General features: G+C 66.9%; 21 protein-coding genes. 12 read left to right on the top strand and 9 right to left on the bottom strand.

Annotated features, from left to right (window positions below):
- Nucleotides 1-4 precede the first annotated feature (4 nt).
- The 4 genes from E0L93_RS09250 to E0L93_RS09235 are packed head-to-tail and all read left to right on the top strand — an operon-like array spanning nucleotide 5 to nucleotide 3,654.
- Nucleotides 5-328 carry a YbaB/EbfC family nucleoid-associated protein gene (locus E0L93_RS09250; RefSeq protein WP_132691171.1) on the top strand — a complete coding sequence of 108 codons (324 nt, stop codon included), beginning with the start codon at nucleotides 5-7 and terminating at the stop codon, nucleotides 326-328.
- A gap of 6 nt (nucleotides 329-334) precedes the next feature.
- Nucleotides 335-934, top strand: coding sequence for a recombination mediator RecR (recR, locus tag E0L93_RS09245; protein ID WP_132691169.1), 600 nt, complete (start codon nucleotides 335-337; stop codon nucleotides 932-934).
- Between the two features lie 12 nt (nucleotides 935-946).
- Nucleotides 947-3,196 carry a DEAD/DEAH box helicase gene (locus tag E0L93_RS09240; RefSeq protein ID WP_132691167.1) on the top strand — a complete coding sequence of 750 codons (2,250 nt, stop codon included), beginning with the start codon at nucleotides 947-949 and terminating at the stop codon, nucleotides 3,194-3,196.
- Nucleotides 3,193-3,654, top strand: a complete 462-nt coding sequence (locus tag E0L93_RS09235; protein WP_132691165.1) for a TIGR00725 family protein — start codon at nucleotides 3,193-3,195, stop codon at nucleotides 3,652-3,654. Before E0L93_RS09240 ends, E0L93_RS09235 begins: the two co-directional genes overlap by 4 nt.
- A 1-nt stretch (nucleotide 3,655) precedes the next feature.
- On the opposite strand, the gene E0L93_RS09230 is transcribed toward E0L93_RS09235, so the two are convergent.
- Both E0L93_RS09230 and E0L93_RS09225 read right to left on the bottom strand, forming a co-directional pair.
- Nucleotides 3,656-4,330: a DedA family protein gene (locus E0L93_RS09230; RefSeq protein ID WP_132691163.1), complete on the bottom strand. Its 675-nt coding sequence runs from the start codon at nucleotides 4,328-4,330 to the stop codon at nucleotides 3,656-3,658.
- A gap of 214 nt (nucleotides 4,331-4,544) precedes the next feature.
- A complete protein-coding gene (locus E0L93_RS09225; protein ID WP_132691161.1) occupies nucleotides 4,545-4,886 on the bottom strand; it encodes an ArsR/SmtB family transcription factor in 342 nt (113 codons plus the stop codon).
- A 147-nt stretch (nucleotides 4,887-5,033) separates the two neighbouring features.
- On the opposite strand from E0L93_RS09225, the gene E0L93_RS09220 reads away from it, so the two are divergent.
- Nucleotides 5,034-6,152 (top strand): pyridine nucleotide-disulfide oxidoreductase, encoded by a 1,119-nt coding sequence (locus tag E0L93_RS09220; protein ID WP_132691159.1) that lies wholly within the window; start codon nucleotides 5,034-5,036, stop codon nucleotides 6,150-6,152.
- Here E0L93_RS09220 and E0L93_RS09215 read toward each other — a convergent pair.
- Entirely contained in the window at nucleotides 6,149-7,042 is an 894-nt protein-coding gene (locus E0L93_RS09215; RefSeq protein ID WP_132691157.1) for a universal stress protein, read from the bottom strand. The genes E0L93_RS09220 and E0L93_RS09215 overlap by 4 nt on opposite strands.
- 179 nt (nucleotides 7,043-7,221) lie before the next feature.
- On the opposite strand from E0L93_RS09215, the gene nrfD reads away from it, so the two are divergent.
- The 6 genes from nrfD to E0L93_RS16590 all read left to right on the top strand — a co-directional run bounded on the left by nrfD (nucleotide 7,222) and on the right by E0L93_RS16590 (nucleotide 15,578).
- On the top strand, nucleotides 7,222-8,829 hold the full coding sequence (gene nrfD / locus E0L93_RS09210; protein ID WP_132691155.1) for an NrfD/PsrC family molybdoenzyme membrane anchor subunit: 1,608 nt from the start codon (nucleotides 7,222-7,224) through the stop codon (nucleotides 8,827-8,829).
- A gap of 21 nt (nucleotides 8,830-8,850) precedes the next feature.
- Nucleotides 8,851-11,748, top strand: coding sequence for a molybdopterin-dependent oxidoreductase (locus tag E0L93_RS09205; protein WP_132691153.1), 2,898 nt, complete (start codon nucleotides 8,851-8,853; stop codon nucleotides 11,746-11,748).
- A gap of 134 nt (nucleotides 11,749-11,882) precedes the next feature.
- Nucleotides 11,883-12,686, top strand: coding sequence for a sodium-independent anion transporter (locus tag E0L93_RS09200; RefSeq protein ID WP_132691151.1), 804 nt, complete (start codon nucleotides 11,883-11,885; stop codon nucleotides 12,684-12,686).
- Nucleotides 12,687-12,794: 108 nt separating this feature from the next.
- Nucleotides 12,795-13,685 carry a sulfite exporter TauE/SafE family protein gene (locus E0L93_RS09195; protein WP_132691149.1) on the top strand — a complete coding sequence of 297 codons (891 nt, stop codon included), beginning with the start codon at nucleotides 12,795-12,797 and terminating at the stop codon, nucleotides 13,683-13,685.
- Nucleotides 13,686-13,892: 207 nt separating this feature from the next.
- Nucleotides 13,893-15,299: an MBL fold metallo-hydrolase gene (locus E0L93_RS09190; RefSeq protein WP_132691147.1), complete on the top strand. Its 1,407-nt coding sequence runs from the start codon at nucleotides 13,893-13,895 to the stop codon at nucleotides 15,297-15,299.
- A gap of 27 nt (nucleotides 15,300-15,326) precedes the next feature.
- Nucleotides 15,327-15,578: a rhodanese-like domain-containing protein gene (locus E0L93_RS16590; RefSeq protein ID WP_207890396.1), complete on the top strand. Its 252-nt coding sequence runs from the start codon at nucleotides 15,327-15,329 to the stop codon at nucleotides 15,576-15,578.
- On the opposite strand, the gene E0L93_RS09180 is transcribed toward E0L93_RS16590, so the two are convergent.
- The 6 genes from E0L93_RS09180 to E0L93_RS15815 all read right to left on the bottom strand — a co-directional run bounded on the left by E0L93_RS09180 (nucleotide 15,532) and on the right by E0L93_RS15815 (nucleotide 22,343).
- Nucleotides 15,532-16,782, bottom strand: coding sequence for an MFS transporter (locus E0L93_RS09180; protein ID WP_132691145.1), 1,251 nt, complete (start codon nucleotides 16,780-16,782; stop codon nucleotides 15,532-15,534). The genes E0L93_RS16590 and E0L93_RS09180 overlap by 47 nt on opposite strands.
- 19 nt (nucleotides 16,783-16,801) lie before the next feature.
- Nucleotides 16,802-17,389 (bottom strand): ArsR/SmtB family transcription factor, encoded by a 588-nt coding sequence (locus E0L93_RS09175; RefSeq protein ID WP_243638170.1) that lies wholly within the window; start codon nucleotides 17,387-17,389, stop codon nucleotides 16,802-16,804.
- A gap of 20 nt (nucleotides 17,390-17,409) precedes the next feature.
- The gene (locus E0L93_RS09170) at nucleotides 17,410-18,711 is read right to left on the bottom strand and encodes an NAD(P)/FAD-dependent oxidoreductase (RefSeq protein WP_132691141.1); all 1,302 of its coding nucleotides are present in this window, start codon (nucleotides 18,709-18,711) and stop codon (nucleotides 17,410-17,412) included.
- A gap of 288 nt (nucleotides 18,712-18,999) precedes the next feature.
- Nucleotides 19,000-20,454, bottom strand: coding sequence for a dihydrolipoyl dehydrogenase family protein (locus E0L93_RS09165; RefSeq protein WP_165874274.1), 1,455 nt, complete (start codon nucleotides 20,452-20,454; stop codon nucleotides 19,000-19,002).
- 16 nt (nucleotides 20,455-20,470) lie between these two features.
- Complete coding sequence (locus E0L93_RS09160; protein WP_132691137.1) at nucleotides 20,471-22,168, bottom strand: FAD-dependent oxidoreductase; 1,698 nt, start codon at nucleotides 22,166-22,168, stop codon at nucleotides 20,471-20,473.
- A gap of 28 nt (nucleotides 22,169-22,196) precedes the next feature.
- Nucleotides 22,197-22,343: a hypothetical protein gene (locus E0L93_RS15815; protein ID WP_165874273.1), complete on the bottom strand. Its 147-nt coding sequence runs from the start codon at nucleotides 22,341-22,343 to the stop codon at nucleotides 22,197-22,199.
- Nucleotides 22,344-22,668: 325 nt separating this feature from the next.
- Between E0L93_RS15815 and E0L93_RS09155 the strand changes: the two genes are divergently transcribed.
- Entirely contained in the window at nucleotides 22,669-23,580 is a 912-nt protein-coding gene (locus E0L93_RS09155; protein ID WP_132691135.1) for a LysR family transcriptional regulator, read from the top strand.
- The last annotated feature ends 14 nt before the right edge of the window (nucleotides 23,581-23,594 follow it).

Below are 23,594 nucleotides of genomic sequence, written 5' to 3'. Positions count from 1 at the left end.
CCCGATGGGTCGCAGGAACATGCAGAAGATGATGCAGCAGGTCCAGAAGATGCAGGCCGAGATGCAGAAGGCTCAGGAAGAGCTGAAGAACGAGACCGTGACCGCCTCGGCCGGTGGCGGCGCGGTCAAGGCCACCATGACCGGTGGCATGGAGCTGGTCTCCATCGAGATAGATCCCGACGTGGTGGACCCGGAGGACGTGGAGATGCTGCAGGACATGATCCTGGCGGCCGTCAACGAGGCGCTGAACAGCGCGCAGGAGCTGGCCCAGCAGAAGCTCGGGGGCATCACCGGCGGTCTGGGCGATCTGGGGATACCGGGGCTCTAAGGGGCTTTGGCCAGGTACGCCAGACCGGTAGAACGGCTCATAAACGAGCTCTCCAGGCTGCCCTCCATCGGGCCCCGGAGCGCCCAGCGCATAGCGTTTCACATCGTCCGTGGCCGGCCGGAGGACGCCTACGCGCTCGCCGAGGCGCTGAGGGAGGTCAAGGAGCGCATAAAGCCCTGCCGGAGGTGCTTCAACCTGACCGAGAGCGAGGAGTGCGAGATCTGCACCGACCCCCGGCGGGATGCCTCGATCATCTGCGTCGTCGAGGACCCTTACGATATCGGTCCGATCGAGCGCACGGCCGAGTACTGGGGGCTCTACCACGTCCTGGGCGGTGCGCTCTCGCCGCTGGACGGCATGGAGCCCGAGGACCTGCGCATAGCCGAGCTGCTCGAGCGCGTCAGGCGGGAGGGGACGCAGGAGATAATCCTCGCCACCAACCCCAACACCACCGGGGAGGCGACCGCCATGTTCATAGCCGAGGAGCTGCGGGACCTGCCGGTGAAGGTGACGGCGCTGGCGAGCGGTTTGCCCGTAGGCGGCGACCTGGAGTACGCCGACGAGGTTACGCTGGGGCGAGCCTTCGCGGGCCGGCGCGCCATCTGAGGGGGAACGCCGTTGAGCGTCCCCGCCTTGCATCAGATAGAGGGACTGGGGCGCACCGTGGCCAAGATGCCGCCGCGCGATCCCGAGCTTGCGGATCTGCCGCCGCTGCACCCGCAGCTGAAGGAGGCCCTGGAGAACCTCGGCGTCCGGCGGCTCTACGCGCACCAGCGGGAGGCTATCGAGCTCGTGCGGGGCGGGCAGAACGTCATGGTCGCTACGGCGACGGCGAGCGGCAAATCCCTCTGCTACAAGATCCCCGCCTTCGAGAACGCCCTAAGGCGGCCGGCAGACCGCGCCGTCTTCCTCTACCCGACCAAGGCGCTCGCGCAGGATCAGCTCGGGAAGATAGAGCGGCTCGGGCTGCGCGGTGTCCGCGCCGCCACCTATGACGGCGACACCCCGCAGGCGCTCCGGGCCGATGTGCGCCGGCGGGCCAACATCGTGCTCACCAACCCGGACATGCTGAACGTCGGCATCCTGCCCAATCACGAGGGCTGGGCGGACTTCCTGCGGAATCTGAAACTGGTCGCCGTGGACGAGGCGCACGTGCTGCGCGGGATCTTCGGTTCCCACGTGGCGGCCGTGCTGCGGCGGCTGCGGCGCGTGGCGAACATCCACGGCTCGGACCCCACCTTCGTCCTGACCAGCGCCACCATAGCGAACCCCGCCGAGCTGGCCGAGGGCCTGGTGGGGGAGCCGTTCGCGCTGGTGGACCGGGACGGGGCGTCTGCCGGCGAGCGGCGGGTGGTCTTTCGCAACCCGCCGCTGCTGGACAGGGAGTCTGGCAAGCGCCGCAGCCTGCTCACCGAAGGGGCGCACGTCTTCGCCGCGCTGGTGAGCCAGGGAGTGCGCACGCTGGCCTTCGCCAAGAGCCGCAAGGGCGCGGAACTGATCTACCGCTACGCCGCCGACCGGCTGGGGCCGGAGCTGGCGCGGCGCATCTCGCCCTACCGGGCCGGGTACACCGTCCGGGAGCGGCGGGAGATAGAGGGGCGGCTCTTCAGGGGCGAGCTGCTCGGCGTCGTCTCCACGAACGCGCTGGAGCTGGGGGTGGATGTGGGCTCTCTGGACGCGGTGGTCTGCTGCGGGTACCCGGGGAGCGTGGCCTCCATCTGGCAGCAGTGGGGCCGGGCCGGGCGGGGCCGGAACCCGGCGCTCGCCGTATACATCGCCGGGGAGGACGCCCTGGACCAGTACCTCTACGAGAACCCGCAGAGGGTGCTGGGGCGGCGGGTGGAGGCCGCCAGGGTTACGCTGCAGAACCCTTACATCCTCGCGCCGCACCTGCTGGCGGCGGCGCACGAGGCCCCGTTGGAGGAGGAAGACGGGCGGTACTTCGGCCCGGAGTACGGGCGGTTTAAGGAAGAGCTCGTCGGGGGCGGGGCTCTGGTCGAGAGCGGGGGCCGGGCACACTACGCGGGAAGCTCCTCTCCGGCGCAGAACATCTCCCTGCGGTCGGCCTCTTCGGAGACCGTGCTGGTCGCGGACGAGGAGGGGGAGGTGATCGGGACCTCCGAGAAGGCTCGGGCGCTGAAGGAGCTGCATCCTGGGGCTACCTACCTGCACCGGGGCCGGGCGTACGAGGTAGAGGAGCTGGACCTCCCCCTGCGGCGGGCGCTCGCCCGGCGCGTGGCTAACCGCTTCTACACCCAGCCCCGTGTCGAGACGGACGTGGAGGTTCTGCGGGGGCTTATGAGCCGGAAGCTCGCCGGAGGGGCGGAGCTGCACTGGGGCAGGGTGCGGGTCACGGACGCCGTCACCTTCTACAAGAAGATCCGGGTCTCCGACGGCCGCGTCGCGGGCATCTTCCCGCTGGACCTGCCGGACGTGACCTTCGACACGCAGGCGTTGTGGATCACGCTCCCCCCGCCGCCCGGGCGGCCCAGCTTCCAGAGCTTCGGCGGGGCGCTGCACGCCGCCGAACACGGTGCCATCGGGCTCCTGCCGCTCTACGCCATGTGCGACCGGGCGGACATCGGGGGGCTCTCCACGCCGCTGCACCGGCAGACGGGGCTGCCCACCATCTTCGTCTACGACGGCTACCCCGGCGGGGCCGGGATCACGCAGCGCGGGTACGAGGTCTTCGAGGAGCTGGCCGGGGAGACGCTGAGGACCATCTCCGGTTGCCCCTGCGAGAGCGGCTGCCCGTCGTGCATCCAGTCCCCCAAGTGCGGCAACTGGAACGAGCCGCTGAGCAAGGGCGGGGCGATCCGGCTCCTTGAGTACCTGCTCGGCCGGACGGAGCGTTACCCGGTCTCTTGAGCGCCGGGCCGTACATCTCGGTCGTGGGCTCCGGCACCGCTTCGGGAGAGCTGTACGGGCTCGCGCGGGAGGTCGGGCGGCTCGTGGCCGGTGCGGGCGGGATCGTGGTGTGCGGAGGGCTGGGCGGCGTTATGGAGGCCGCTGCCCGCGGCGCGGCCGAGGCCGGCGGCCCCTCCATCGGCATCCTGCCCGACGAGGACCGCCGCCGGGCCAACCCGTACCTCTCCTACTCCGTCCCCACCGGGACCGGCCAGGCCCGCAATCTGGCCGTGGTCTGCTCGGGGGACGCCGTGATCGCGGTCGGCGGCGAGTACGGCACGCTCTCGGAGATCGGGCTGGCCAGGAAGGCCGGCCGGCCGGTGGTGGTGCTCAGGAGCTGGGATCTCGGCGGGCACGTGGCGGTAGCAGGGACTCCGGAGGAGGCCGTGGAAGCGGCCCTGAGGCTCGCGGCCGGTTGAGCTACCTGCGGCTGCGCTTGACCCGGTAACGGCGGTAGACGTACAGACCGGCGAGCAGCAGCACCAGGGCGACGAACACGAATCCGGCCGAACGTGCGGCCTCGACCAGATCGCTCCAGTACTGCCCGAAGAAGTACCCGGCGGTCGGGATGGTGAGGGCCCAGACCGTGACCGCCAGAAGGTTGAAGGGGAGGAAGTAGGTGTATCTCATCCCGCTCACCCCGGCGAAGAGGGGGGTGGCGCTGCGCAGCCCCGCGCCGAACCGGGCCAGAAGCAGGGTCTTCCCGCCGTGTTCGGCGAAGTACCGCTCCACCCGGCCCAGGTGCCGGAGGTCGAAGATGCGGGAGAGGATGCGGGTCTTCGAGAGCCGCTCTATGAGCGTCCGGCCGCCGATGCGCCCGATCCAGTACATCGCGCTGTCCGAGAACGCGCCGCCGAGCCCTCCGACGAGCATCACCAGCCAGAGCTCGGCCCGCTCGGTGTTCGCCAGCCAGCCCCCGGCCAGCATCACGATGTCCCCCGAGGCCGGCAGACCGAAGTTGTCCAGCGAGGTCCCGACGAAAACGACCAGGTACCCGTGCTCCAGAAACAGGTAGGTTATGAACTCCAGCAGCCCCCGCGGAGAGTCCGGTATGGACCGGATGATGGCCACTATCTGCTGTATGAGCTGTTCCATAGCCGGGCGAACGGAAGTTATATCATCTGCCGCGGAGACTCAAGACGGCTCTGCGGAATCTTCGAAGTATCAGACCCCCCAACTCCTCTTGGCGCCTTACTCGCCCCGAGCATCTCTGCCGAGAGATGGACCGGAGGATGCCCATGGAGGTCGCAGCAGAGATCAGGACGAAGCCGCGTTGAGGATCTGCCGCAGCCGCCCGGATGGTTCGGGATCAGCGCCGGTCGGGGTTGAGGGACCTGAGACTCGTCCTGAGCCTGTGCTGGAGGGAGTTGCAAACGAGATCGCAGAGGGCGTAGATGGACTCATCCGCAACCCGGTAGTAGGCGTGCAGGCCCTGCTTGCGGCGGCGGACGATCCCGGCGTCCAGCAGGATCCCGAGATGCTTCGAGACATTGGCCTGCAGGCCGCCGGTCTCCCGTATGAGCTCCGAGACCGTCTTCTCCCCGTCCATCAGGGCGTAGACGAGCTTTAGGCGCATGGGCTCCGAGAGTATCTTGAAACGGGCCGCGATCATCTCCAGCGCAGCCTCGGAGAGCTGTTCTTTCTGCTTCATCACCATGTGCTGCTCTGCCTCTCAAATCCTACCTGCTTTGTGTACTTTATCATTGTACCACTGCATCGCTGCGCGGTCATAACGGCATATAGTATCCTGAAGTATCTCCAGCGCTATGACCGGACGAGCCGGGAGGTGTATGCGGGGATGAGTCTTGAGGGGCGGGTTGTGGTAGCGGGTGCGGGGCCTGGAGGCGTGGCTGCGGTCCGGCGTCTCAGGGAGCGCGCCGGGGGCCGGCTGGAGTTGGTGCTTATCGAGCGGGAGGAGAGGGTCTGGTATCTACCGGGCACGGTGCCGGTGGCTCTCGGGGATTCGCGGGCAGATGACTGGAGTGCCGGGGTTAGGATCGAGGGCGTTCGCTTCGTTGTGGGCGAGGCCGTGGGGTTTTGCGGGGGCGGGGTTGAGCTCTCCGGCGGGGGGCGAGTGGAGGCTGATGCGGTGATCGCCGCTCCGGGGCTGCATCTGGAGACTGGGGCGTTGTCCCGGCGGCCCGGCCTGCACGCTTTCTGGGATCCTGCCGGGGCTGCCCGGGCTGCCGGCGCCGTGCGGGAGCTGCGGGAGGGTGTGGTTGCGGTGGTCATATCCTCGCTGCCGTACCGCTGTCCGCCGGCGCCCTACGGTCTTGCCATGCAGCTCTCTCACCTCTACCGTTCGCTTGGGCGGGGAGGGATCCGGGTGGTTATGGTCACGCCGGAGGAGGAGCCGCTGGCCGCTCTCGGCGAGCGGGTCTCCGGGTTTATCCGGGGGGCGCTGCTCGATGCCGGCGTGGAGCTGGCGACGGGGTTTGAGCTGGATCTGGAAGCGGCGGATGGCCGGGAGCTGCGCTCGGCCGGCGGTGAGAGTCTGGCCTACGATCTCGCGCTTGCGGTGCCGCCGCACGGCCGCTCTCCGCTGTTAAGAGAGCTGCCCGGAGGGGCTCCGGTCGTCGAGGTCTCTCCGGTCTTCGAGACCTCCGAGCGAGGGCTCTTCGTCGTCGGGGATGCGGCGGCGACTCCGCTGCCGCGCGCTGCCGACGCGGCGTCGGCGGCCGGGCGCACGGCGGCCGACGCCGTGCTGGAGCGGTTGGGGCTGACCCCGGAGGAGCATCTGCCGCGCCCCGAGTGTTATATCGGGCATGGGGGCGGCAGGTACAGCAAGATCTCGCTCTCCTATCCCGGGGGGCTGCCTCCGGAGGGGCGGGCCGCGGTCTCTATCGGCGGGCCTTCCGAAGAGTACGGGCGGGAGTTCGGGGCCGCCTTCGAGCGCTGGCGGGCGCTCCGGAGCTAGGAGTCCGGCCGCGGCGGGTCTCTGCGCGGGACGACCACGACCATGCAAGGGGCGTAGGAGATGACCTTGTGGGTGGTCGAGCCCAGCCGGAAGCGCCGCGAGAGCCCCTGCCCGCGGCGGCCCAGCACGATGAAGTCGTAGCCCATCTTCTCGGCCAGACCGACGATGGCATCGGCCGGGTTGCCGTCCAGCAGGTGTGTGGCCTCCACCTCGACCCCGCTTGCCCGGGCTCTGTCTCCGGCCTTCTCCAGCACGCGCGAGAGGTTGCGCCGCTGGTGCTCGGTAGCTACGTCGGCCTCTCCGGAGGTCGTCACGTAGGCGGGCAGCCGTTCGGCCACGGCCACGACGTGCAGCGACCGCCCCCAGGCCGCGGCCAGCTCGATCGCCCGGGCGAGCGCCTTGTCGGAGGACTCGGAGCCGTCTACCGCTACCAGGATCCGGCCCAGATCGGATTCCGGGTCCTCCCGGCGGGGTACGACCACCACCGGGCAGGGCGCGTAGGTTACCACCTTGTGCGTCGTGGAGCCGAGCCGGAAGCGCATCGCCAACCCTTCGCCGCGCCGCCCGAGCACGATGTAGTCGTAGCCGGTCTCTTCGGCGTGGCGCACGATCTCCTCGGCCGCATTCCCCTCGAAGATGTGCACCCCGGCGATCTCCACCCCGGCCGCCTCGGCTATGGCCCGCTCCCGCTCCAGGACGCGCTCGATCCCCCGCCGGAAGAGATTCTCCTCCTCGCCGCCCCCGCCGAAAGCCCCGAAGAACGCCGAGCGCTCCGAGACGCTGATCAGGTGCAGCTCCTTGCCGAGTATCCTGGCCCCCTGAATCGAGCGCCTCAACGCCTTGTCGGAAGCCTCGGAGCCGTCGACCGCCACCAGAATCCTGCCGAACATTCTCCTCCCGAACCACGGCCGTCCTGTCAGACGGGATTATAACCAAAGGGGATGCACGTATGTGCCCCGGTTCCATAGCCTGAACCGATGGTGTCCTTGGACTTTGCTTATTAAATTCCTTTTTGCGAGCTGCTAGCATCATCTCACAGAGACCGTTTGCCGGGAAGGAGCGTCTGGATGTGACCAATTACGGGTTCATCATAGACAACCGCAAATGCATCGGCTGTCACGCCTGCACGGTGGCGTGCAAGGCCGAGCATGAGGTTCCCGTTGGGGTGAACCGCACCTGGGTGAAATACATCGAGAAGGGGGAGTTCCCGGACTCCCAGCGGGCTTTTCACGTGATGCGCTGCAACCACTGCGCGGATGCTCCGTGCGTGGAGGCGTGCCCGGTGACCGCGCTGTACACGCGCGAAGATGGGATCGTGGACTTCAACTGGGAGAGGTGTATCGGCTGCAAGGCGTGCACTCAGGCGTGTCCCTACGACGCGCTGTACATAGATCCCGAGAGCCACACGGCGGCCAAGTGCAACTACTGTGCCCACCGGGTAGACATGGGCCTCGAGCCGGCATGTGTCAACGTCTGTCCGGAGCACGCGATCATCAGCGGCGACATGGACGATCCCGCGAGCGAGATCAGCCAGCTGTTGGCCCGTGAGAAGGTGACGGCCCGGCGTCCGGAGAAGGGCACGAAGCCGAAGCTCTTCTACATCAACGGCGACGAGGCGGCGCTCACGCCCGAGGACGCGCCCGTGCAATCGGACTACATGTGGTCCAATCAGCGTCGCGGGGTGGGACACCACGCCCCGAACGGGCGCGGCGGGAGCGCTTCGGTGGTTCAGGGCGTCATCCCTCTGGGCACGAAGCCCGGCAGGGACTCGGTGGATCCGCCGCCCGCGCCGCAGCCGGAGCGGGCCCGGCGCACCTACGACGAGCCCAACAAGGGTGTCATGTGGGGCAAGGAGGTGCCCGGGTACGTCTTCACCAAGGCCGTAGCCTCCGGGGCGGTCGCGATACCGTTCCTGGCGGCCGGACTCGGGTTTGGGGTGGCCGGCTCCGCGCTGTGGGCCGGGGCCGTTCTGGGGCTCGTGTTCATGGCGCTGACGGGCATCCTGCTCATCCTGGACCTCGACCGCCCCGACCGCTTCCACTACGTGCTCCTGCGGCCGCAGTGGAGGAGCTGGCTGGTGAAGGGGGCGTACATAATCACCGGGTTCGGCGGGGTTATAGCGCTGTGGGCGGTGCTGGAGCTTCTCGGAGCCGGCGGCGTTGCGACGGCGGTTCTGAGCTGGCCGCTCGTAATCCTGGCGGCCGCGACGGCGGTGTACACGGCGTTCCTGTTCGCGCAGGCCAGGGGGCGCAGCTTCTGGCAGAGCCCGGCGCTGCCGGTGCACATGGCCGCTCATGCGGCGGTGGCCGGCGCGGCGGCGCTCTATCTCGCTTCGTTCTTCGTACCGGGTCTGCAGCCGCTGCGGGTGGCGCTGGAGCCGACTCTGGTTCTGGGGCTCTTGGTCGGGCTCTTCGTGTTCTGGGCCGAGCTGGGCGTGAGGCATCCGGACCGCGACGCCGAGCGGGCGGCGGAGATGATCTACAGAGGCCGTTACAGGGCTCTCTTCTGGGGTGGTTCGGTGGTGCTGGGGACGCTCGTGCCGATCGCGCTCGCTCTGGCCGGGAGCCTCCTCTCTGTACCGGGGCTCGTCGCGCTGGCCGGCGTTCTGGCCCTGGCGGGGATACTCATAACCGAGCATATCTGGGTTGAGGCTCCGCAGCTCATCCCGCTCGCCTGAGAGAGTCTGGAGGGAGAGAGAATGGCACTCAGAAAAGAGCCCGAGAGGTCCCTGATCGAGCGGATAGCCACGAAGCTCGGGGTGATCCCGAACGTCGACCAGCCCGGGGAGGAGCCAGAGCGTCTGGTCCCCGGTTCGGCCCTCGTCGACTACCCGCCGCCCCGGAAGTGGGACGACTGGGAGGAGTACGAGGCCCGCGGCTGGACGCGGCGGCAGAAGCGGCGCTACCAGATCGTGCCCACCGTCTGCTTCAACTGCGAGGCTGCCTGCGGGCTTCTGGCCTACATAGACAGAGAGAGCGGCGAGATAAGGAAGTTCGAGGGGCACCCGCTGCACCCGGGAAGCCGCGGGCGCAACTGCGCCAAGGGTCCGGCGACCATAAACCAGGTCAAAGACCCCGAGCGGGTGCTCTACCCCATGAAGCGCAAGGGGCCCCGCGGCGGCGGCGAGTGGGAGCGCGTCTCCTGGGAGGAGGTGCTCGAAGACCTCGCCGCGCGTATCCGGAAGGCCATCCGGGAGGACCGGCGCGACGAGGTGATGTACCACGTCGGACGGCCCGGCTTCGAGCACCAGCATATGGAGCGCGTCTTCAGGGCGTGGGGCGTGGACGCCCACAACTCGCACACCAACGTCTGCTCCAGCTCCGGGCGCTTCGGCTACCAACTGTGGGGCGGCTTCGACCGGCCCTCGCCCGACTACGCCAATGCCCGGGCGACCATCCTCGTCAGCTCTCATCTGGAGAGCGGCCACTACTTCAACCCGCACGCTCAGAGGATCATCGAGGGCAAGATGAAGGGTGCGAAGCTCATCGTCATCGATCCCCGCCTCTCCAACTCGGCTGCGATGGCCGACTACTGGCTGCCTGCCCGGCCCGGCACCGAGCCGGCGCTGCTGCTGGCGATGGCGTACGTGATCCTGCGCGAGGAGCTCTATGATGCGGATTTTATAAGGGACTGGACCAACTGGCCCCAGTACATGCGGGAGCTGCATCCGGACCGGGAGCGGACGTTCGAGAACTTCATCGAGGCGCTCAGAGCGGACTACGCGCGCTTCACGCCGCAGTACGCCGAGCAGGAGTGCGGCATCCCGGCGGCGAAGATCGTAGAGGTCGCCCGCGTGATCGGCCACGCCCGGCCGGCCGTGGCCGCCCACAACTGGCGGGCGGCGGCCGCGGCCAATCTGGGCGGCTGGCAGGTCTCGCGCTGTCTGGTCTTCCTGAACGTACTGACCGGGAGCTGGGGCCGGCGCGGCGGCACCAACCCCAACGGCTGGAACAAGTGGCTGCCGCATTTCTGGAAGGAGGCCCCGCCGCAGAAGGCGTGGAACAGGCTCACCTACCCGGACGAATATCCGCTGGCCCAGTACGAGATGAGCTTCCTCTTGCCCTACTTCTTGATGGAGGGCAGGGGCCGCCTGGAGGTGTACTTCTCCCGCGTGCTGAACCCGGTGTGGACCTACCCGGACGGCTTCGCATGGATCGAGGCGCTCACGAACGAGGAGTACATCGGCTGCCACGCGGCCCTAACCCCCACCTGGAACGAGACCGCCTACTTCGCGGACTACGTGCTGCCCCTCGGGCACGGTCCGGAGCGGCACGACCTGATGAGTCAGGAGACGCACTCGGGCAAGTGGCTCTCCTTCAGGCAGCCCGTACTGAGAGAGGCGGCGCGCCGGCGGGGAGAGGAGTTTACCTACACCTACGAGGTCAACCCCGGCGAGGTGTGGGAAGACGATGAGTTCTGGATCGAGCTCTCCTGGAGGATAGACCCCGACGGCTCGATGGGCATCCGCGAGCACTTCGAGAGCCCCTACCGGCCCGGAGAGAAGCTCACGGTGGAGGAGTACTACCGCTGGATCTTCGAAAACGCCGTGCCCGGGCTTCCGGAACGGGCCGCCGAGGAGGGGCTCTCGCCGCTGGAGTACATGCGCCGCTACGGCGCGTTCGAGATCCAGCACGAAGTCTACGAGCGCAACATGCGCGAGCTCTCCGAGGAGGAGGTCAGGGGAGCGCGCCTCGAGGAGGACGGCACCCTCACCACCGAGGAGAGCCGCACGCAGGGGGTGATCCGGGCCAACCGCCTCGTCCCGCACGTGGGGGTGCAGGTTGCGGGCAGGCCGCGCGAGGGATTCCCCACGCTCTCGGGCAAGCTGGAGATATGGTCGCCGACCATGGCGGCCTGGGGATGGCCGGAGCACGCCACCCCCGGCTACATCAAGAGCCACGTGCACCCGGAGAACCTGGAGGAAGGACAGCTCGTCCTCAACGCCACCTTCCGCCTGCCGACCCTCATCCACACGCGCAGCGGCAACTCCAAGTGGTTGAACGAGATCTCCAACAAGAACCCGCTCTGGATACACCCCAAAGACGCCGGAGAGCGCGGGATAGAGACCGGGGATCTGGTGCGCGTTGTGACCGAGATCGGCTACTCGGTAAACCACGCCTGGGTGACCGAAGGCATCGCCCCCGGGGTCGTGGCTTGCTCGCACCACCTCGGCCGGTGGCGCAGGAAGCAGGACCGGGCGGACCGCTGGAGCAACTCACTGGTGGACATCACGCGGGAGGAGGGCGGCTGGAGACTCCGGCAGCTGGAAGGGCCGGCCCCCTACGAGAGCTCCGATCCCGACACCCGGCGTATCTTCTGGAGTGACGGCGGAGTGCACCAAAACCTCACCTTCCCCGTCCACCCCGATCCGATAAGCGGGATGCACTGCTGGCATCAGGCCGTCTACGTGGAGAAGGCCCGCGAGGGAGACCGCTACGGCGATATCTACGTGGATACGGCCAGGAGCCTGGAGGTCTACCGCCGGTGGCTTGCGATGACCCGCCCCGGCCCCTTGAAGAACGGCCTCCGGCGCCCGGAGGTCTTCGACAGGCCCTACCGGCCGGCCCGGGAGGTCTACCTGGTTGACAAGAAATAGAGGGCGCGCCCCGGACGGGGAGACGTGAAGCGCTGCGGCGTGCGGGGGACCTGCTCCCCATAGCAGGCTGGCTGCCCCGCTACGAGCGCCGGGATCTGGTACGGGATCTCGTATCCGGTGTCACGCTGGCCGTGATGCTGGTGCCCCAGGGCATGGCCTACGCCCTTCTGGCCGGGCTGCCCCCGATAGCGGGACTCTACGCCTCCACGGTGCCGATGGTCGTCTACGCCTTCTTCGGCTCCTCCCGCCACCTCTCCGTGGGGCCGGCAGCGATCGTCTCGCTTCTGACCTTCACCGGACTCTCGGCGATTGCCGAACCCGAGAGCGGCGAATATCTGGGGCTGGCCCTGCTGCTCGCGCTGATGGCCGGGGCCATGCAGCTGGGGCTCGGCCTCCTGCGCGGCGCAACGCTGCTCATCGGCGTGGAGGAGGGCCTGATGCTGGGGGTCTTGTTCGCCCTGCTGGCCTTCGTCCACCGCTCGGCCCGGCCGCAGATAACCGAACTGGGCTACTCGCGCGAGAACGACGCCTTTCTGGACGTCCGGCGCAGGGGCGTCGTGACGCACCCCCGGGTCCTGATCGCCCGCTTCGAGGCCCCGCTGTACTTCGCCAACGCCAACTACCTCTCGCAGTGGATCTCCGCCCGGATCAAGGAACGGCCGGAGACCCGGTATGTGGTCGTTAGCTGCCGCGCCGTAAGCGATATAGATGCGACGGCCATCGGGACGCTCGAATCGATGGTCTTCGCCTGCCGCGAACGGGGGATGGAGATCCTCTTCTCCGGTATGAATCCCTCCGTGCGAGAGAAGATAGAGCGAGCCGGCTGGCCCACCCGCCTGGGAGACATGGCCCGCTTCGCCACTACCCGCGAGGCCCTGGAGTCCCTCGCGCTCCTGAAGGAGATGCGCCACCCCCCGTCAAAGAGAACGGATTCATAGTTAAAGGTATCTCCTATAACCCGCCGGCACACTATATGCCTCTTCGGTGATATTCTTTCCAATGTATCAAACGGTGACTTTTGAGTTACATTACAAGGGGGACCGGCCGTGCTGAGGGATCCGTTTTCCTGGGCTCACATTCTGGAGCTTCTGGCCATAGGGGCGGTTACGGGGCTTCTCTCGGGGCTTTTGGGGGTGGGGGGTGGGTTCGTTCTGGTACCGCTGCTGACGCTGGTGGGGCTGGACATCAAGGTAGCGATAGGGACGAGCCTGGCTTACATAGCGGTTACGGCGGCTTCGGGAGCCCTGAGGCACCTGCGGCAGGGAACGGTGGATGTGGTTCTGGCGGCTTCGATCGTGCTGGCTGCGGCGGTCTCGGCTCAGGCCGGGGCCGAGGTGGCCGCGGCGCTCGAGGGGGCCGTTCTGACGATAGCGTTCGGCCTCCTGATAGTCGGGGTTGCGCTGTGGTTTCTCTTCGGGCCGCGGGTAGAGGACCGGGAAGTGAAGGAGCCGAAGATCTCTGGGCGGTGGGGGCGCTGGCTCTCTTTCAGGCGCGTGCGGGAGCTGCACGGGCGGAGCTACACCTACTATGTAGATGTGCGCAAGGGGGTGGTGATCGGGCTCATAGTCGGTTTCGCCTCGGGGCTCTTCGGGGTCGGGGGCGGGTTTCTCATGGTGCCGCTGGTCACGATGTGGATGCTCGTCCCCATACCGGTGGCGATCGGGTCGGACCTGCTCGGGGTCCTGATCACGGCCCTCTCCGGCGTGGCGGCGCACTACCGGCTGGGGAACATAGACTTCCCGATCCTGCTGCCGCTGCTGGCCGGCGGGGTGATCATGGCCCAAGTCGGGGCCTGGCTGGCTTACCGCCTGCCCCAGCACCGAACCCGGGCCATCTTCGTGACCGTGCTGCTGATCGCCGCCTCTTACGTCATCTACGGCGGCGTGGCAGAACTCTTCTTCGACACCGGAGTCCCCGAACCGGGCGGAGCACATTGAGGCTCCTGCGCCGCCCGATGGAGCCCCGGCCGTAGCCGGAGTGAACTGCGCCCTGATCTTGTACCCACCCCGGCCACCGAATGTATGGAAAATGATCGCCGGTCTGAACCCCGAAGAGATAGCTCATAACTTGTTTGACTGGATCACCATACGGTGATATAAAAGAGCAGCAAAAGAGTTGATTAAGACAGAGGAGGAGTTTCCGGGATGCTCTTCGAGAGGGTTTACGACGAGGATCTGGCTCAGGCCGGCTACTTCGTAGGGTGTCAGGCTACGGGGGAGGCTATAGTGGTCGATCCCCGGAGGGACGTTGGGGTTTATCTGGAGCTGGCCGGGCGCAACGGCATGCGGATAGTAGCCGTGACCGAGACGCACATACACGCCGACTATCTCTCGGGTTCGAGGGAGCTGGCTGCTGCCACGGGGGCTGCGCTCTACCTCTCGGATGAGGGCGATGAGGGCTGGAAGTATGCTTTTGAGGGGGAGAGGCTTCGCGACGGGGATGAGATAAAGGTTGGCAACATCCTCGTGCGGGCCGTGCACACGCCCGGTCACACGCCGGAGCATCTCTCTTTCCTGATCACCGACGGGGCAGCGGCCGGCGAGCCGGGCTATATCCTCACCGGCGACTTCGTGTTCGTGGGGGATCTGGGGCGTCCGGATCTCCTGGACGAGGCCGCCGGCGGGAGGGACACGCGTTACATCGGCGCGAAGCAGATGTTTATCAGTTTGAAGGAGAGGTTCCTCACCCTTCCGGACTACGTGCAGGTGTGGCCCGGGCACGGGGCTGGGAGCGCGTGCGGCAAGGCGCTTGGGGCGGTCCCGGTCTCTACGGTGGGTTACGAGCGGACCTTCGCCTGGTGGTCCCGGTACATAGCTGAAGACGACGAGGCGGGTTTCGTGGAGGCCCTGCTCGAGGGTCAGCCGGATGCACCGGCGTATTTCGGACGCATGAAGCGCCAGAACAAGAGCGGTCCGGCCCTGCTCGGCCGGCGGCCTGTGCTCAGGCACTACGAGCCACGGGAGATGCAGGAGAAGCTGCGAGCCGGCGAGATAATCTTCATCGACACCCGGGGTTTGGATGCCTATCTCGAGGGTGCGGTACCCGGCGCTCTCCACGTCCCCGGCGGCAAGAGCTTCGCGAGCTGGGCGGCCTGGGTCATAGATCCGGAGAAGGACGGCCGGCCCATCGTCCTGCTCGCCCGGGACGAGGCCGATGCCCGGCGCCTGCGCGACAGGCTCTCCTACGTCGGCATCGATAACGTGGAGGGCTACGTCACGAACCTCGAGGGCGTGGAGAAGGAGCCCGTTCCGACGGTCTCCCCCGGGAGATTGGAGGAGCTGGAGGCCCCCTACATACTCGATGTGCGCGCCAGGGGCGAGTTCTCCGCCGGCCACATACCCGGTGCAAACCAGCTGCACGGCGGGCGGGTCCTGTGGAACCTCGGCCGGCTGCCCAAGGAGGGAAGGACCATAATCACTCACTGTCAGAGCGGCGCGCGCAGCGCGGTGGTGGCGAGCATGCTGCGGGCCTCCGGCTTCGAGAACGTGCTGGAGCTTGAGGGAGGATACGACGCCTGGAGGGCCGCGGCGGCGCGGCATGCCTCCGCCTGAGAGGTTAAGCAGGGAGAGGTCTGGCACATGCTGGATAACGCTGCTTACGCGGACGTGATGCCCGGGGAGCTGGAGGAGTGGCGGAACCGGGGAGCACGTCTGGTAGACGTGCGGGAGCCGTGGGAGTACAAGCGGGGGCACCTGCCGGGCGCGGAGAACCTGGATGTCGGGACCTCCGGGGAGTATGGGTTCGGCGCACATTCGTGGTTCGTACAACGTGCCTCTCGGCGGGCTATCTACCGGAGCGCAGGGTTTCGCCCATCCTCACCGCAGCTATAATGCCGGCCGCCAGGGGAAGGAGCGCCACGAGCCCGATGGACCACGCTACCCCGAAGAGGTCGGCGAGTGCCCCGGCGATCAGCGCTCCGAACGCGTAGCCGGAGTCCCGCCAGGCCCGGTAGACGCCCAGCGAGGAGGCCCGCCAGGAGGGATGGGCCGCATCGCTCACGGCCGCGAGCAGCGTCGGGTAGACGAGGGCCGTTCCGAGGCCCAGCAATACCGAGGCCGCGAGCCAGGGACCGTAGGAGTCCGCCAGCAGGATCAGCCACAGCGCCGCTGCCTGGACGAGCATCCCCGAGACGATCAGCCACTTGCGGCCCAGACGGTCGCTCAAGGGTCCGGTGAAGAGCTGGAAGACGCCCCAGGCGGCCGGGTAGACGGCGACCACGAGCCCGATGCGCTCGACCGCAAGCCCGGCCGCCGCGAAGTACAGCGGGAAGAGGCCCCAGGCCATGCCGTCCTTGAGATTCGTCGTCAGGCCCGAGACGCTGCAGCTCGATAGGGTGGGGTCCGTGAGGGTGGTGCGGGAGATGATCTCGCGCGGGGAGAGCTTCTCATCAACTTCGGAGAGCCCCACTCCCCGGCTCACCTGACTCCTCAGGTGTTCTCCGGTGTCCCGGACGGCGACCGACAGGCCGAGGCCCGCCAGCGCAAAGGCTATGCCGAGGTAGAAGGGCTCGGGCCTCAAGAAATACTCCGCGGCCACCAGCCCGGAGAGCCCGCTCGCGAGCGCGAGCCCGGCGTAACCGGCGAACTCGTTGAGCCCCAGAGCCAGCCCCCGCTCCCGCGGCGTTGCAAGATCCATCTTCATGTTGACCGTCATGGACCAAGTGAGGCCCTGATTCACCCCGAGCAGAACGTTAGCCAGCACTATCTGCCACCAGGCGGTGGCGGCGATGACGGTCACCGGCACGAAGATCCCCACCCCCCAGCCGAAGATGAGGATCCTCCGCCGGCCGAAGCGGTCGGCCAGAGCACCCGCTGCCAGGTTCACGAGCGCCTTGGTGAAGCCGAAACTGACTATGAAGGAGAGCGCGGCGCTCGCCGAGGCGAGACCGAAGACTTCGCTGCCCAGAAGCGGCAGGACCGTGCGCTCTAGCCCCACCATAGAACCGACAAAGAGGTTTATCACGACCAGCAGCGAGAACTGGAGGAGGTTCTCTCTCAGACCAAGCTGCGCCTCGTGGAGGTCTTCTCCCTTCATCCTCCCACTCTCTACCGCCCTACTCTTCCACCGGCAGCCCGGCAGCGCGCCACTCCGGGAAGCCCTCCAGCAGACGGCTCGCCCGGTAGCCCTTCCCGGTTAGCAGCCTCACCGCTTCGTCGGAGAACACACAATAAGGTCCGCGGCAGTAGGCGACGATCTGCTTCTCCCGGATCTCCTCCGGCGCGTCGCACAGGTACTCCTCCAGCCTCTCCAGCGGTACCGAACGGGCCCCGGCTATGTGCCCAGCCCGGTACTCTTCCTCCGGACGGACGTCCAGCACAACCGCCGCATCCTCCCTGAGCAGCTCCAGAAGCTCCCGGGCGCTTACCGCCCGCATCGAGTCCCGTTCGTGGAGATATGCCCGGATGAGGCGCTCAACCTCCGCCAGCCGCCGCTCCCCGACGCTCCGTACGGCCCGCAACGCTTCGAACACACTCTCGTCCGCGAGCCGGTAGTAGACCCGCTGCGCTTCCCGACGCGTCATGAGCATGCCGGCGGCGCGAAGGTTCCTCAGATGCTGGGACGCCACCGCCACCGAAACACCCGTCCGGGACGCCACCTCCTCGACACTGCGCTCGGCCTGGGCCAGAAGTGCGGGGATCAAGGGCCCTTTGGGTATGGGGTTTAGGCCAGCCCTTTGAGCATTCCGTGCCAGTAGACGGCGGGCAGGATCCGGGTCTTGAGGATCCAGTTAGGGTAGGTCTCCTTACGCGAGTCGTGATCCCAAGGCGGGAAGGTGGGTCTCGGCTTGAGCGTGTAGTCGAACTCGGCCAGCATCATCTTGCCGTAATCGGTCACCAGCGGGCAGGAGGAGTAGCCGTGGTAGTCTTTAGAATCTATCTTCAGATCGGTGCCTTGCATGGCCCGGATCAGGTTGTGGACCAGGACGGGGGCCTGTTTGCGGATCGCCGCTCCCGTCTTGGAGGTTGGCAGGTTGCTGGCATCTCCGAGCGCGAATACGTTCGGGTAGCGGACGTGCTGCATGGTGTGTTTATCGACCTCCACGTAGCCCGCTTCGTTCGCGAGCGGGCTCTCGGCGACGAAGTCCGGGGCGCTCTGCGGGGGGCAGAAGTGCAGCAGGTCATAAGAGAGTGTTTTGTGCTTGACTTCCCCGTTTCCGTTCTTGACGGCGAAGACCGCCTCCTTCTTCGCGGCGTCGACGGCGACGAGATCGTGTTCCAGGATGCGCTCGATCCCCTTGCGCTCCATCACCCCTTCGAGGGCCTCACGGTAGTAGGGGGAGGAGAAGATGGCGGGTTTACCGGTCACGAACTTCTGGTCTATCCTGTCCCGCACGCCCGTCCTCCGCCAGTGGGAATCGGCCATGTAGGCGATCTTCTGCGGCGCTCCGCCGCACTTGATCTGGCCCGCCGGCTCCGCGAAGAGCGCCGTACCGCCCCGAAATTCGCGGATCGCCCGCCAGGTTTGCTCGGCACCGTCCGCCGTATAGTTACTGACGAGCCCGTTCTTCCCGAGGTTGCCGTTGAGACCCTCGATCCTGTCGTAGTTGAGTTGATGGCCGGGGCAGACCACCAGATAGTCGTAGCCGAGCCCCCTGCCGCTCTCGAGCACGACGCGGTTCTGCTCCGGTTCGAAGCCCACGGCGCGCTCCCTGACCCATTTTGCCTCCCTCGGGATGAAGTCTTCTTCTCTCCGGATGAAGTGCTCCTTGCCGAACACGCCGGAAGAGACCAGCGTCCATCCCGGCTGGTAGGCGTGAATCCCGGACGGCTCCACTACGGTCACATCCGGGGTCTTGATCTCCCGGCAGAGCCGCGCCGCGACGGAGATGCCCGCAGTTCCACCCCCGACGATCACCACGCGCCCCCGGACGTCGTGCTTGAGCCTCTCCTGAGCCAGCTTGGTCGTCCCCGCCAGCGCCAGCGAGGCTCCGCCCGCTGCCGCTAGCTTGCGAACGTCAGGCATCCTGACCCTCCTCTCCTTCCGCGAAGTAACACATACATTCTAAGTCCGCCGCGGAGTGGAGAACCGCATCCGGTCATCAGGTTTATGTATATCGTTATCGGATTTACCCGGGCACGTGCGCTGAATGCCCGGCTGCGGAGCCCATGGACCGAAGTTAACGGGCCGGCTTTCACCGGCGCCCCAGCCCACCGGTGGGCTCGACGGTGCCCCGGCGTTCCGGGATACCGGGCCCGACCGGCGAGGACGTGTGCTGGTAGAGGAGGCCTCCGGTTCAAAATCCTCCCTCCTCTATCCTCTTCTGCCGGGACCGTAGCGGTTAAGGAGTCTGCGGAGCTTGAAGAAGGTTTCGAAGATCCTCCTGTTCCTGCCGGTAAAGAGCAGTTCCCGGTAGTAGATATCCGCGGCGCGCTTCACCCCTTCGGAGAGGGTGGGGTAGGCGTGGATCGTCTGCGAGAGCTGGCCCACCGGGATGTTTCTGTGCATGGCGAGGGTGATCTCCTGAATGAGGTTGCCCGCGCCCGCCCCGATTATATGTCCGCCCAGGATCCTGCCGCGCCGGTCCGCCACCAGCTTCACGAACCCCTCCGGTTCCCCGTCGGCGATGGCGCGGTCCAGATCCGCAAACGGGTAGCGGAAGACCTTCACCTTATCGTGCTGCCGGCGGGCTTCGGGCTCCGTAAGCCCCACGCGCGCGACTTCCGGGTCGGTGAATGTGACCCGGGGCACCACCCGGTAGTCCGCCCGGCTGCCCAGGGGGAAGAGGGCGTTCCTGAGCGCCAGCCGCCCCTGATACTCGGCCACATGCGTGAAGAGATACTTGCCGGTCACATCGCCCGCGGCGTAGACGCCCGGGGCGGTGGTGCGCAGGTTGGCGTCCACCCTCACGCCGGTCCGCTGCAGCTCGATGCCGGCGTTCTCCGGGTTCAGCCCCTCCACGGCGGGGAGCTGCCCGGTGGCGAGCAGGATCTCTTCGGCGCGCAGCTCCAGCCGCTCTCTGCGGTCGTTCTCGCTGATCACGGCCTTCTCGCTCCCGGTCCTGCGGACCTCTATTACGCGCCGGCCGCCGTGGAAGCTCACGTCCTCGGCCTCCAGGCGGTCGCGCAGGGTGACGGAGATCTCGGGGTCCTCCCGCGGCAGCGGGTTGGGGAGCACCTCCAGCAGGCTCACCCGGCAGCCGAAGCGGGTGAAGATCTGGGCGAACTCGCACCCGATGGGTCCAGCCCCGATTATTATCAGGGACTCCGGCAGGCGCTCTAGCTCCAGCGCCTCCACGTGCGTTATGTACCCCGCCTCCCTGAGACCGGTTACCGGCGGGACGGCGGGGTGGGAGCCCGTGGCCAGGATTACGCTCCTCGCCCGCAGGCTGCGGCCGTCGACCGAGATCTCGTCCGGCGCCTCGAAGCTGGCCTGCTGTTCCAGAAACAGCTCCACCCCCAGTGCTCGGAACCGCTCCGGAGAGTCGTGCCGGCCCACCTCACCGATCACGCGCCGCATCCGGCGCATGACGGCCGGGAAGTCCACCTCCGCTTCTACGGGCTTCATCCCGAACTCCTCCGCGCGGCGCAGGGTGTGGGCGACTTTTGCGCTTCTTATGAGGGCCTTGGTCGGGACGCAGCCGTAATGGAGGCACTCGCCGCCCAGTCTGTCGCGTTCGATGAGCGCCGTTCTGGCACCCATGGAAGCTGCCCCCGCGGCGGAGACCAGCCCGGCCGTCCCGCCCCCGATCACCACGAGATCGTACACCCAGACCCCCTGCTTCCTACCCCCGCCGCAGCCGCCTCGCCGCCATCCAGAGAACCGCCAGCCCCAGGACACCGGCGGCGTACGGTCTGGCGGCGTCCGCGACGGTCGTCAGGCGGTCGGGACGGGTCTGTATGGGCAGCTCGCTGTTGCCCCACTCCTTCCAGGACCCGTCGTAGTTCTTCACGTTGTCGTGGCCGAGCAGCTTGAGCGCGAAGAGCTGGTGCCCCGAGCAGGCCGCACTCTGGCAGTAGACTATTAGCTCCCCGTTCGGGTCGAAGCCGGCCCGGTCGAACATCTCCCGCAGCTCGGCGGCAGGCTTCATCGTGTTGTCCCGTCTCAGAGAGCGCTTCCAGTTGAGCCACGTGGAGGAGGGGATGTGCCCGCCGCGCCGGGTCCGCTTGCGGTAGCCGAGCGGGACGCCGCCGGCCGCTTTTTCACGCGCCAGCGAGGAGACATCGTCCGTTGCAGAACACGGGGTGCCGCCGGTCGCCGCCCGCAGGGCGCCGGGACTCTCTATGTTCACCCCCACGTCGCATACGTCCTCTTCGCTCAGGCGCTCGAAGTACTCGGCCACCTCTCCCGGCCGGTCCTCCGGATACTGAAACCTTCGCATGAACCTGGTGTCTATGTAGTGTTTGAGGTCCCAGGCCCGCTTGCCGCTCCAGACCAGAGGACCCCAGATCGCCAGCCCCTCGTAGTTGCCGAGGTTCAGGATATAGAGGAAGACGGGCTGCGGGCGGAACTTTTTCAGCGGCTCACCCCGGAGGAAAGCCTGCAGGTTGTGAAAGATCACCGGCCCCTGCCGGATGGCGAAGACCCCGAGCCGGGTGAGCGGCTCGCCCCTGAAGGCGACCGAGTCCCCGCCGCCGAAGATGCGGGGATCGGTGACGCTCTGAAGGTGCTCGTTGATCCACAACCCGTCGTCGTAAGCGACCTTCAACCCCGATTTTCGGAAGATGTCCGGGGGTTTGATGCCTACGGCCAGTATGAGCAGGTCGAAGCGCAGCCGCTGCCCGTCCTGAGTGTGGGCCACGCCGTCCTCCACCTTCACGACCCGGGTTCCGGTAAGCACCTCTATGCCGCGCCGCTGCATGAACTCCCGCATGATGCGCCGGGCCTTCCCGGGCGCGCTCTTCAGAAGCTCCGGGTTGGCGTCGACGATCGTGATCTGGCCCTCTATCCCGTGGTCCTCGAAGACCTTCCTGCAGTTGCAGGCCATCTCGCAGCCGCCAGGGCCGCCGCCCACGATCAGAACCCTGGGCCGCCCGTTCCACTCCTCGAAGCCGCGCAGCTTCCAGTAGAGGTTCTCCATGTTCTCGACCGGTTTTACGGGCGTGAGGTGATCTATCGAGGCGGCGAAGTCCTGATTGGGCACCCCGCTGCCCAAACACAGGCTCATGACGTCGTAGGGGATCGTCCGCCCGCCGGCGAGCGAGATCTCCCCGGAATCCGGGTGTATCTCCGTCAGATAGTCCTTCACGAACCGCCCGCCGCCCTTCTCTACCAGATACTTGATGTCTATCCGCCCCTCCTCGGGGCGGTAGATACGGGAGAGCATCCCCGGCGCCATGCCCGAGTAGTAGAGGAAGCGGCTCGGGTTGACGAGCACGACCTCAAACCTCTGCGCGGTCAGCTCGTGCGTGCGCCGGAGCGAGTAGAGGTGCGCATGCCCTCCGCCCCCGAAGACTATGGTCTTTTTGCCTCTCTTCTGCATGACCTCCGTACGATCCTTCCCTTAGCTTCTAGATGATCCGGATCCCGGCCGCACCCTTGATGATACCGCCGAAGAGATACCCTATCCCCACGTACAGCAGAACGATGGCCAGAACCATCCCCAGCCAGCGCTCCCTGAAATACTTGGAGAGGTAGGGGCCGGCGATCACGAACACCGGCAGCCCCAGAATACTGGCTACTGTCCGCCGACCGCATCCTCAAGCCCCGGCCTCAAAGTCTTGGATCTCCGCCTCCAGGCCGGCCACTGCCGGAAAGCCAGCAGAGAAAGACCGGCCAGCACGTAGTCACCCACCCGATCCCGTGATCCAGATCATAGAAGAGGACGTATCCGGGTCAATATGAATGTTACATCAATCCTATAAACGCCTGCCCATAGAGCTTCCAGGACCGTGGACGCTTACTATGACTGGATGGTAATATAGAAACTCAGTATATTTACGATGAGTTGAGTACCGCGAGGTTGATCGGCAGAAGGGTGTGATGAAGCTAAGGTCTCTTGAGGCATTCTGTGCGGCGGTCGAGGAGGGTACGATCTCTGGGGCGGCGCGGCGGATGTATCTTTCGCAGCCTTCGGTTTCGGAGCGTCTGGCGGAGCTGGAGCGGGAAGCCCGGGTGTTGCTTTTGGAGCGTTCGCGGCGCGGGGTTGAGCCGACGCGGGAGGGGGAGCTGCTCTACCGGCATGCGCGCAAGGTTCTGGATGAGATTCGGGCTCTGGAGTACGTGTTGCACACGCTCAAGAGCAAGCATGACATGCGGCTGCGGTTTGCGGCCAGTTCGACTCTGGGGGAGCATCTGCTGCCAGAGTGGCTGTGGGGATTTCGCAAGAAGGTTCCGGGCACGCTCCCCGATCTGTTCGTCGGAAACACGCGGGAGGTGGCGGAGCTGGTGGCCGGGGGGAGGTTTGCTTTCGGGTTGATCGAGGGCGAGTGGTATCCGGAGTCGCTGGAGGGCATTCCGCTGCTGGACGACGAGCTGGTGGTCGTGGTGCCGCCGCGCCACCGGTGGGCGCGCGGCGGGGTGCGGGCGGAGGAGCTCTCCGAGGAGCCGTTTATCTCGCGGGAGAAGGGGTCCGGGACGCGGGAGGTGGTGGAGCGCGCTCTCTCAGAACTGGGCGTTGAGCTCAGGGTCGAGATGGAGATAGGGAGCACGAGCGCGATCAAGGAAGCCATAGAGGCGGGGATGGGGTTCTCGATCTTCTCTCGGGCCGCGGTTCAACTGGAGCTGGAGGCCGGGCGGCTCGCGGTGGCGGAGGGGTTTGAGATTCCGCGGCGGTTCACCCTGATCCGGCACCCCTCCGCGGAGATGACCCCGGCAGAGGAGAGGTTCTGCGAGTACTTGTTCCGGGTGTGCGAGCGCTTCAGGGGGGCCGCCCGGGAGCCGGCGCGCGGCTGAGGGGGGCGATCGCC

The sequence above is a fragment of the Rubrobacter taiwanensis genome (assembly GCF_004337705.1).
Lineage (GTDB): Bacteria > Actinomycetota > Rubrobacteria > Rubrobacterales > Rubrobacteraceae > Rubrobacter_C > Rubrobacter_C taiwanensis.
This window is presented reverse-complemented; position numbering and strand designations above follow the sequence as displayed.

Bases quoted from the DNA above. Each gene is read 5' to 3' on its own strand.
- E0L93_RS09250 (WP_132691171.1), top strand. From the start codon at position 5: ATGGGTCGCAGGAACATGCAGAAGATGATGCAGCAGGTCCAGAAGATG.
- E0L93_RS09230 (WP_132691163.1), bottom strand. From the start codon at position 4,330: ATGGAACAGCTCATACAGCAGATAGTGGCCATCATCCGGTCCATACCG.
- E0L93_RS09225 (WP_132691161.1), bottom strand. From the start codon at position 4,886: ATGAAGCAGAAAGAACAGCTCTCCGAGGCTGCGCTGGAGATGATCGCG.
- E0L93_RS09220 (WP_132691159.1), top strand. From the start codon at position 5,034: ATGAGTCTTGAGGGGCGGGTTGTGGTAGCGGGTGCGGGGCCTGGAGGC.
- E0L93_RS09215 (WP_132691157.1), bottom strand. From the start codon at position 7,042: ATGTTCGGCAGGATTCTGGTGGCGGTCGACGGCTCCGAGGCTTCCGAC.
- E0L93_RS09205 (WP_132691153.1), top strand. From the start codon at position 8,851: ATGGCACTCAGAAAAGAGCCCGAGAGGTCCCTGATCGAGCGGATAGCC.
- E0L93_RS09200 (WP_132691151.1), top strand. From the start codon at position 11,883: ATGCTGGTGCCCCAGGGCATGGCCTACGCCCTTCTGGCCGGGCTGCCC.
- E0L93_RS09190 (WP_132691147.1), top strand. From the start codon at position 13,893: ATGCTCTTCGAGAGGGTTTACGACGAGGATCTGGCTCAGGCCGGCTAC.
- E0L93_RS16590 (WP_207890396.1), top strand. From the start codon at position 15,327: ATGCTGGATAACGCTGCTTACGCGGACGTGATGCCCGGGGAGCTGGAG.
- E0L93_RS09180 (WP_132691145.1), bottom strand. From the start codon at position 16,782: ATGAAGGGAGAAGACCTCCACGAGGCGCAGCTTGGTCTGAGAGAGAAC.
- E0L93_RS09170 (WP_132691141.1), bottom strand. From the start codon at position 18,711: ATGCCTGACGTTCGCAAGCTAGCGGCAGCGGGCGGAGCCTCGCTGGCG.
- E0L93_RS09160 (WP_132691137.1), bottom strand. From the start codon at position 22,168: ATGCAGAAGAGAGGCAAAAAGACCATAGTCTTCGGGGGCGGAGGGCAT.
- E0L93_RS09155 (WP_132691135.1), top strand. From the start codon at position 22,669: ATGAAGCTAAGGTCTCTTGAGGCATTCTGTGCGGCGGTCGAGGAGGGT.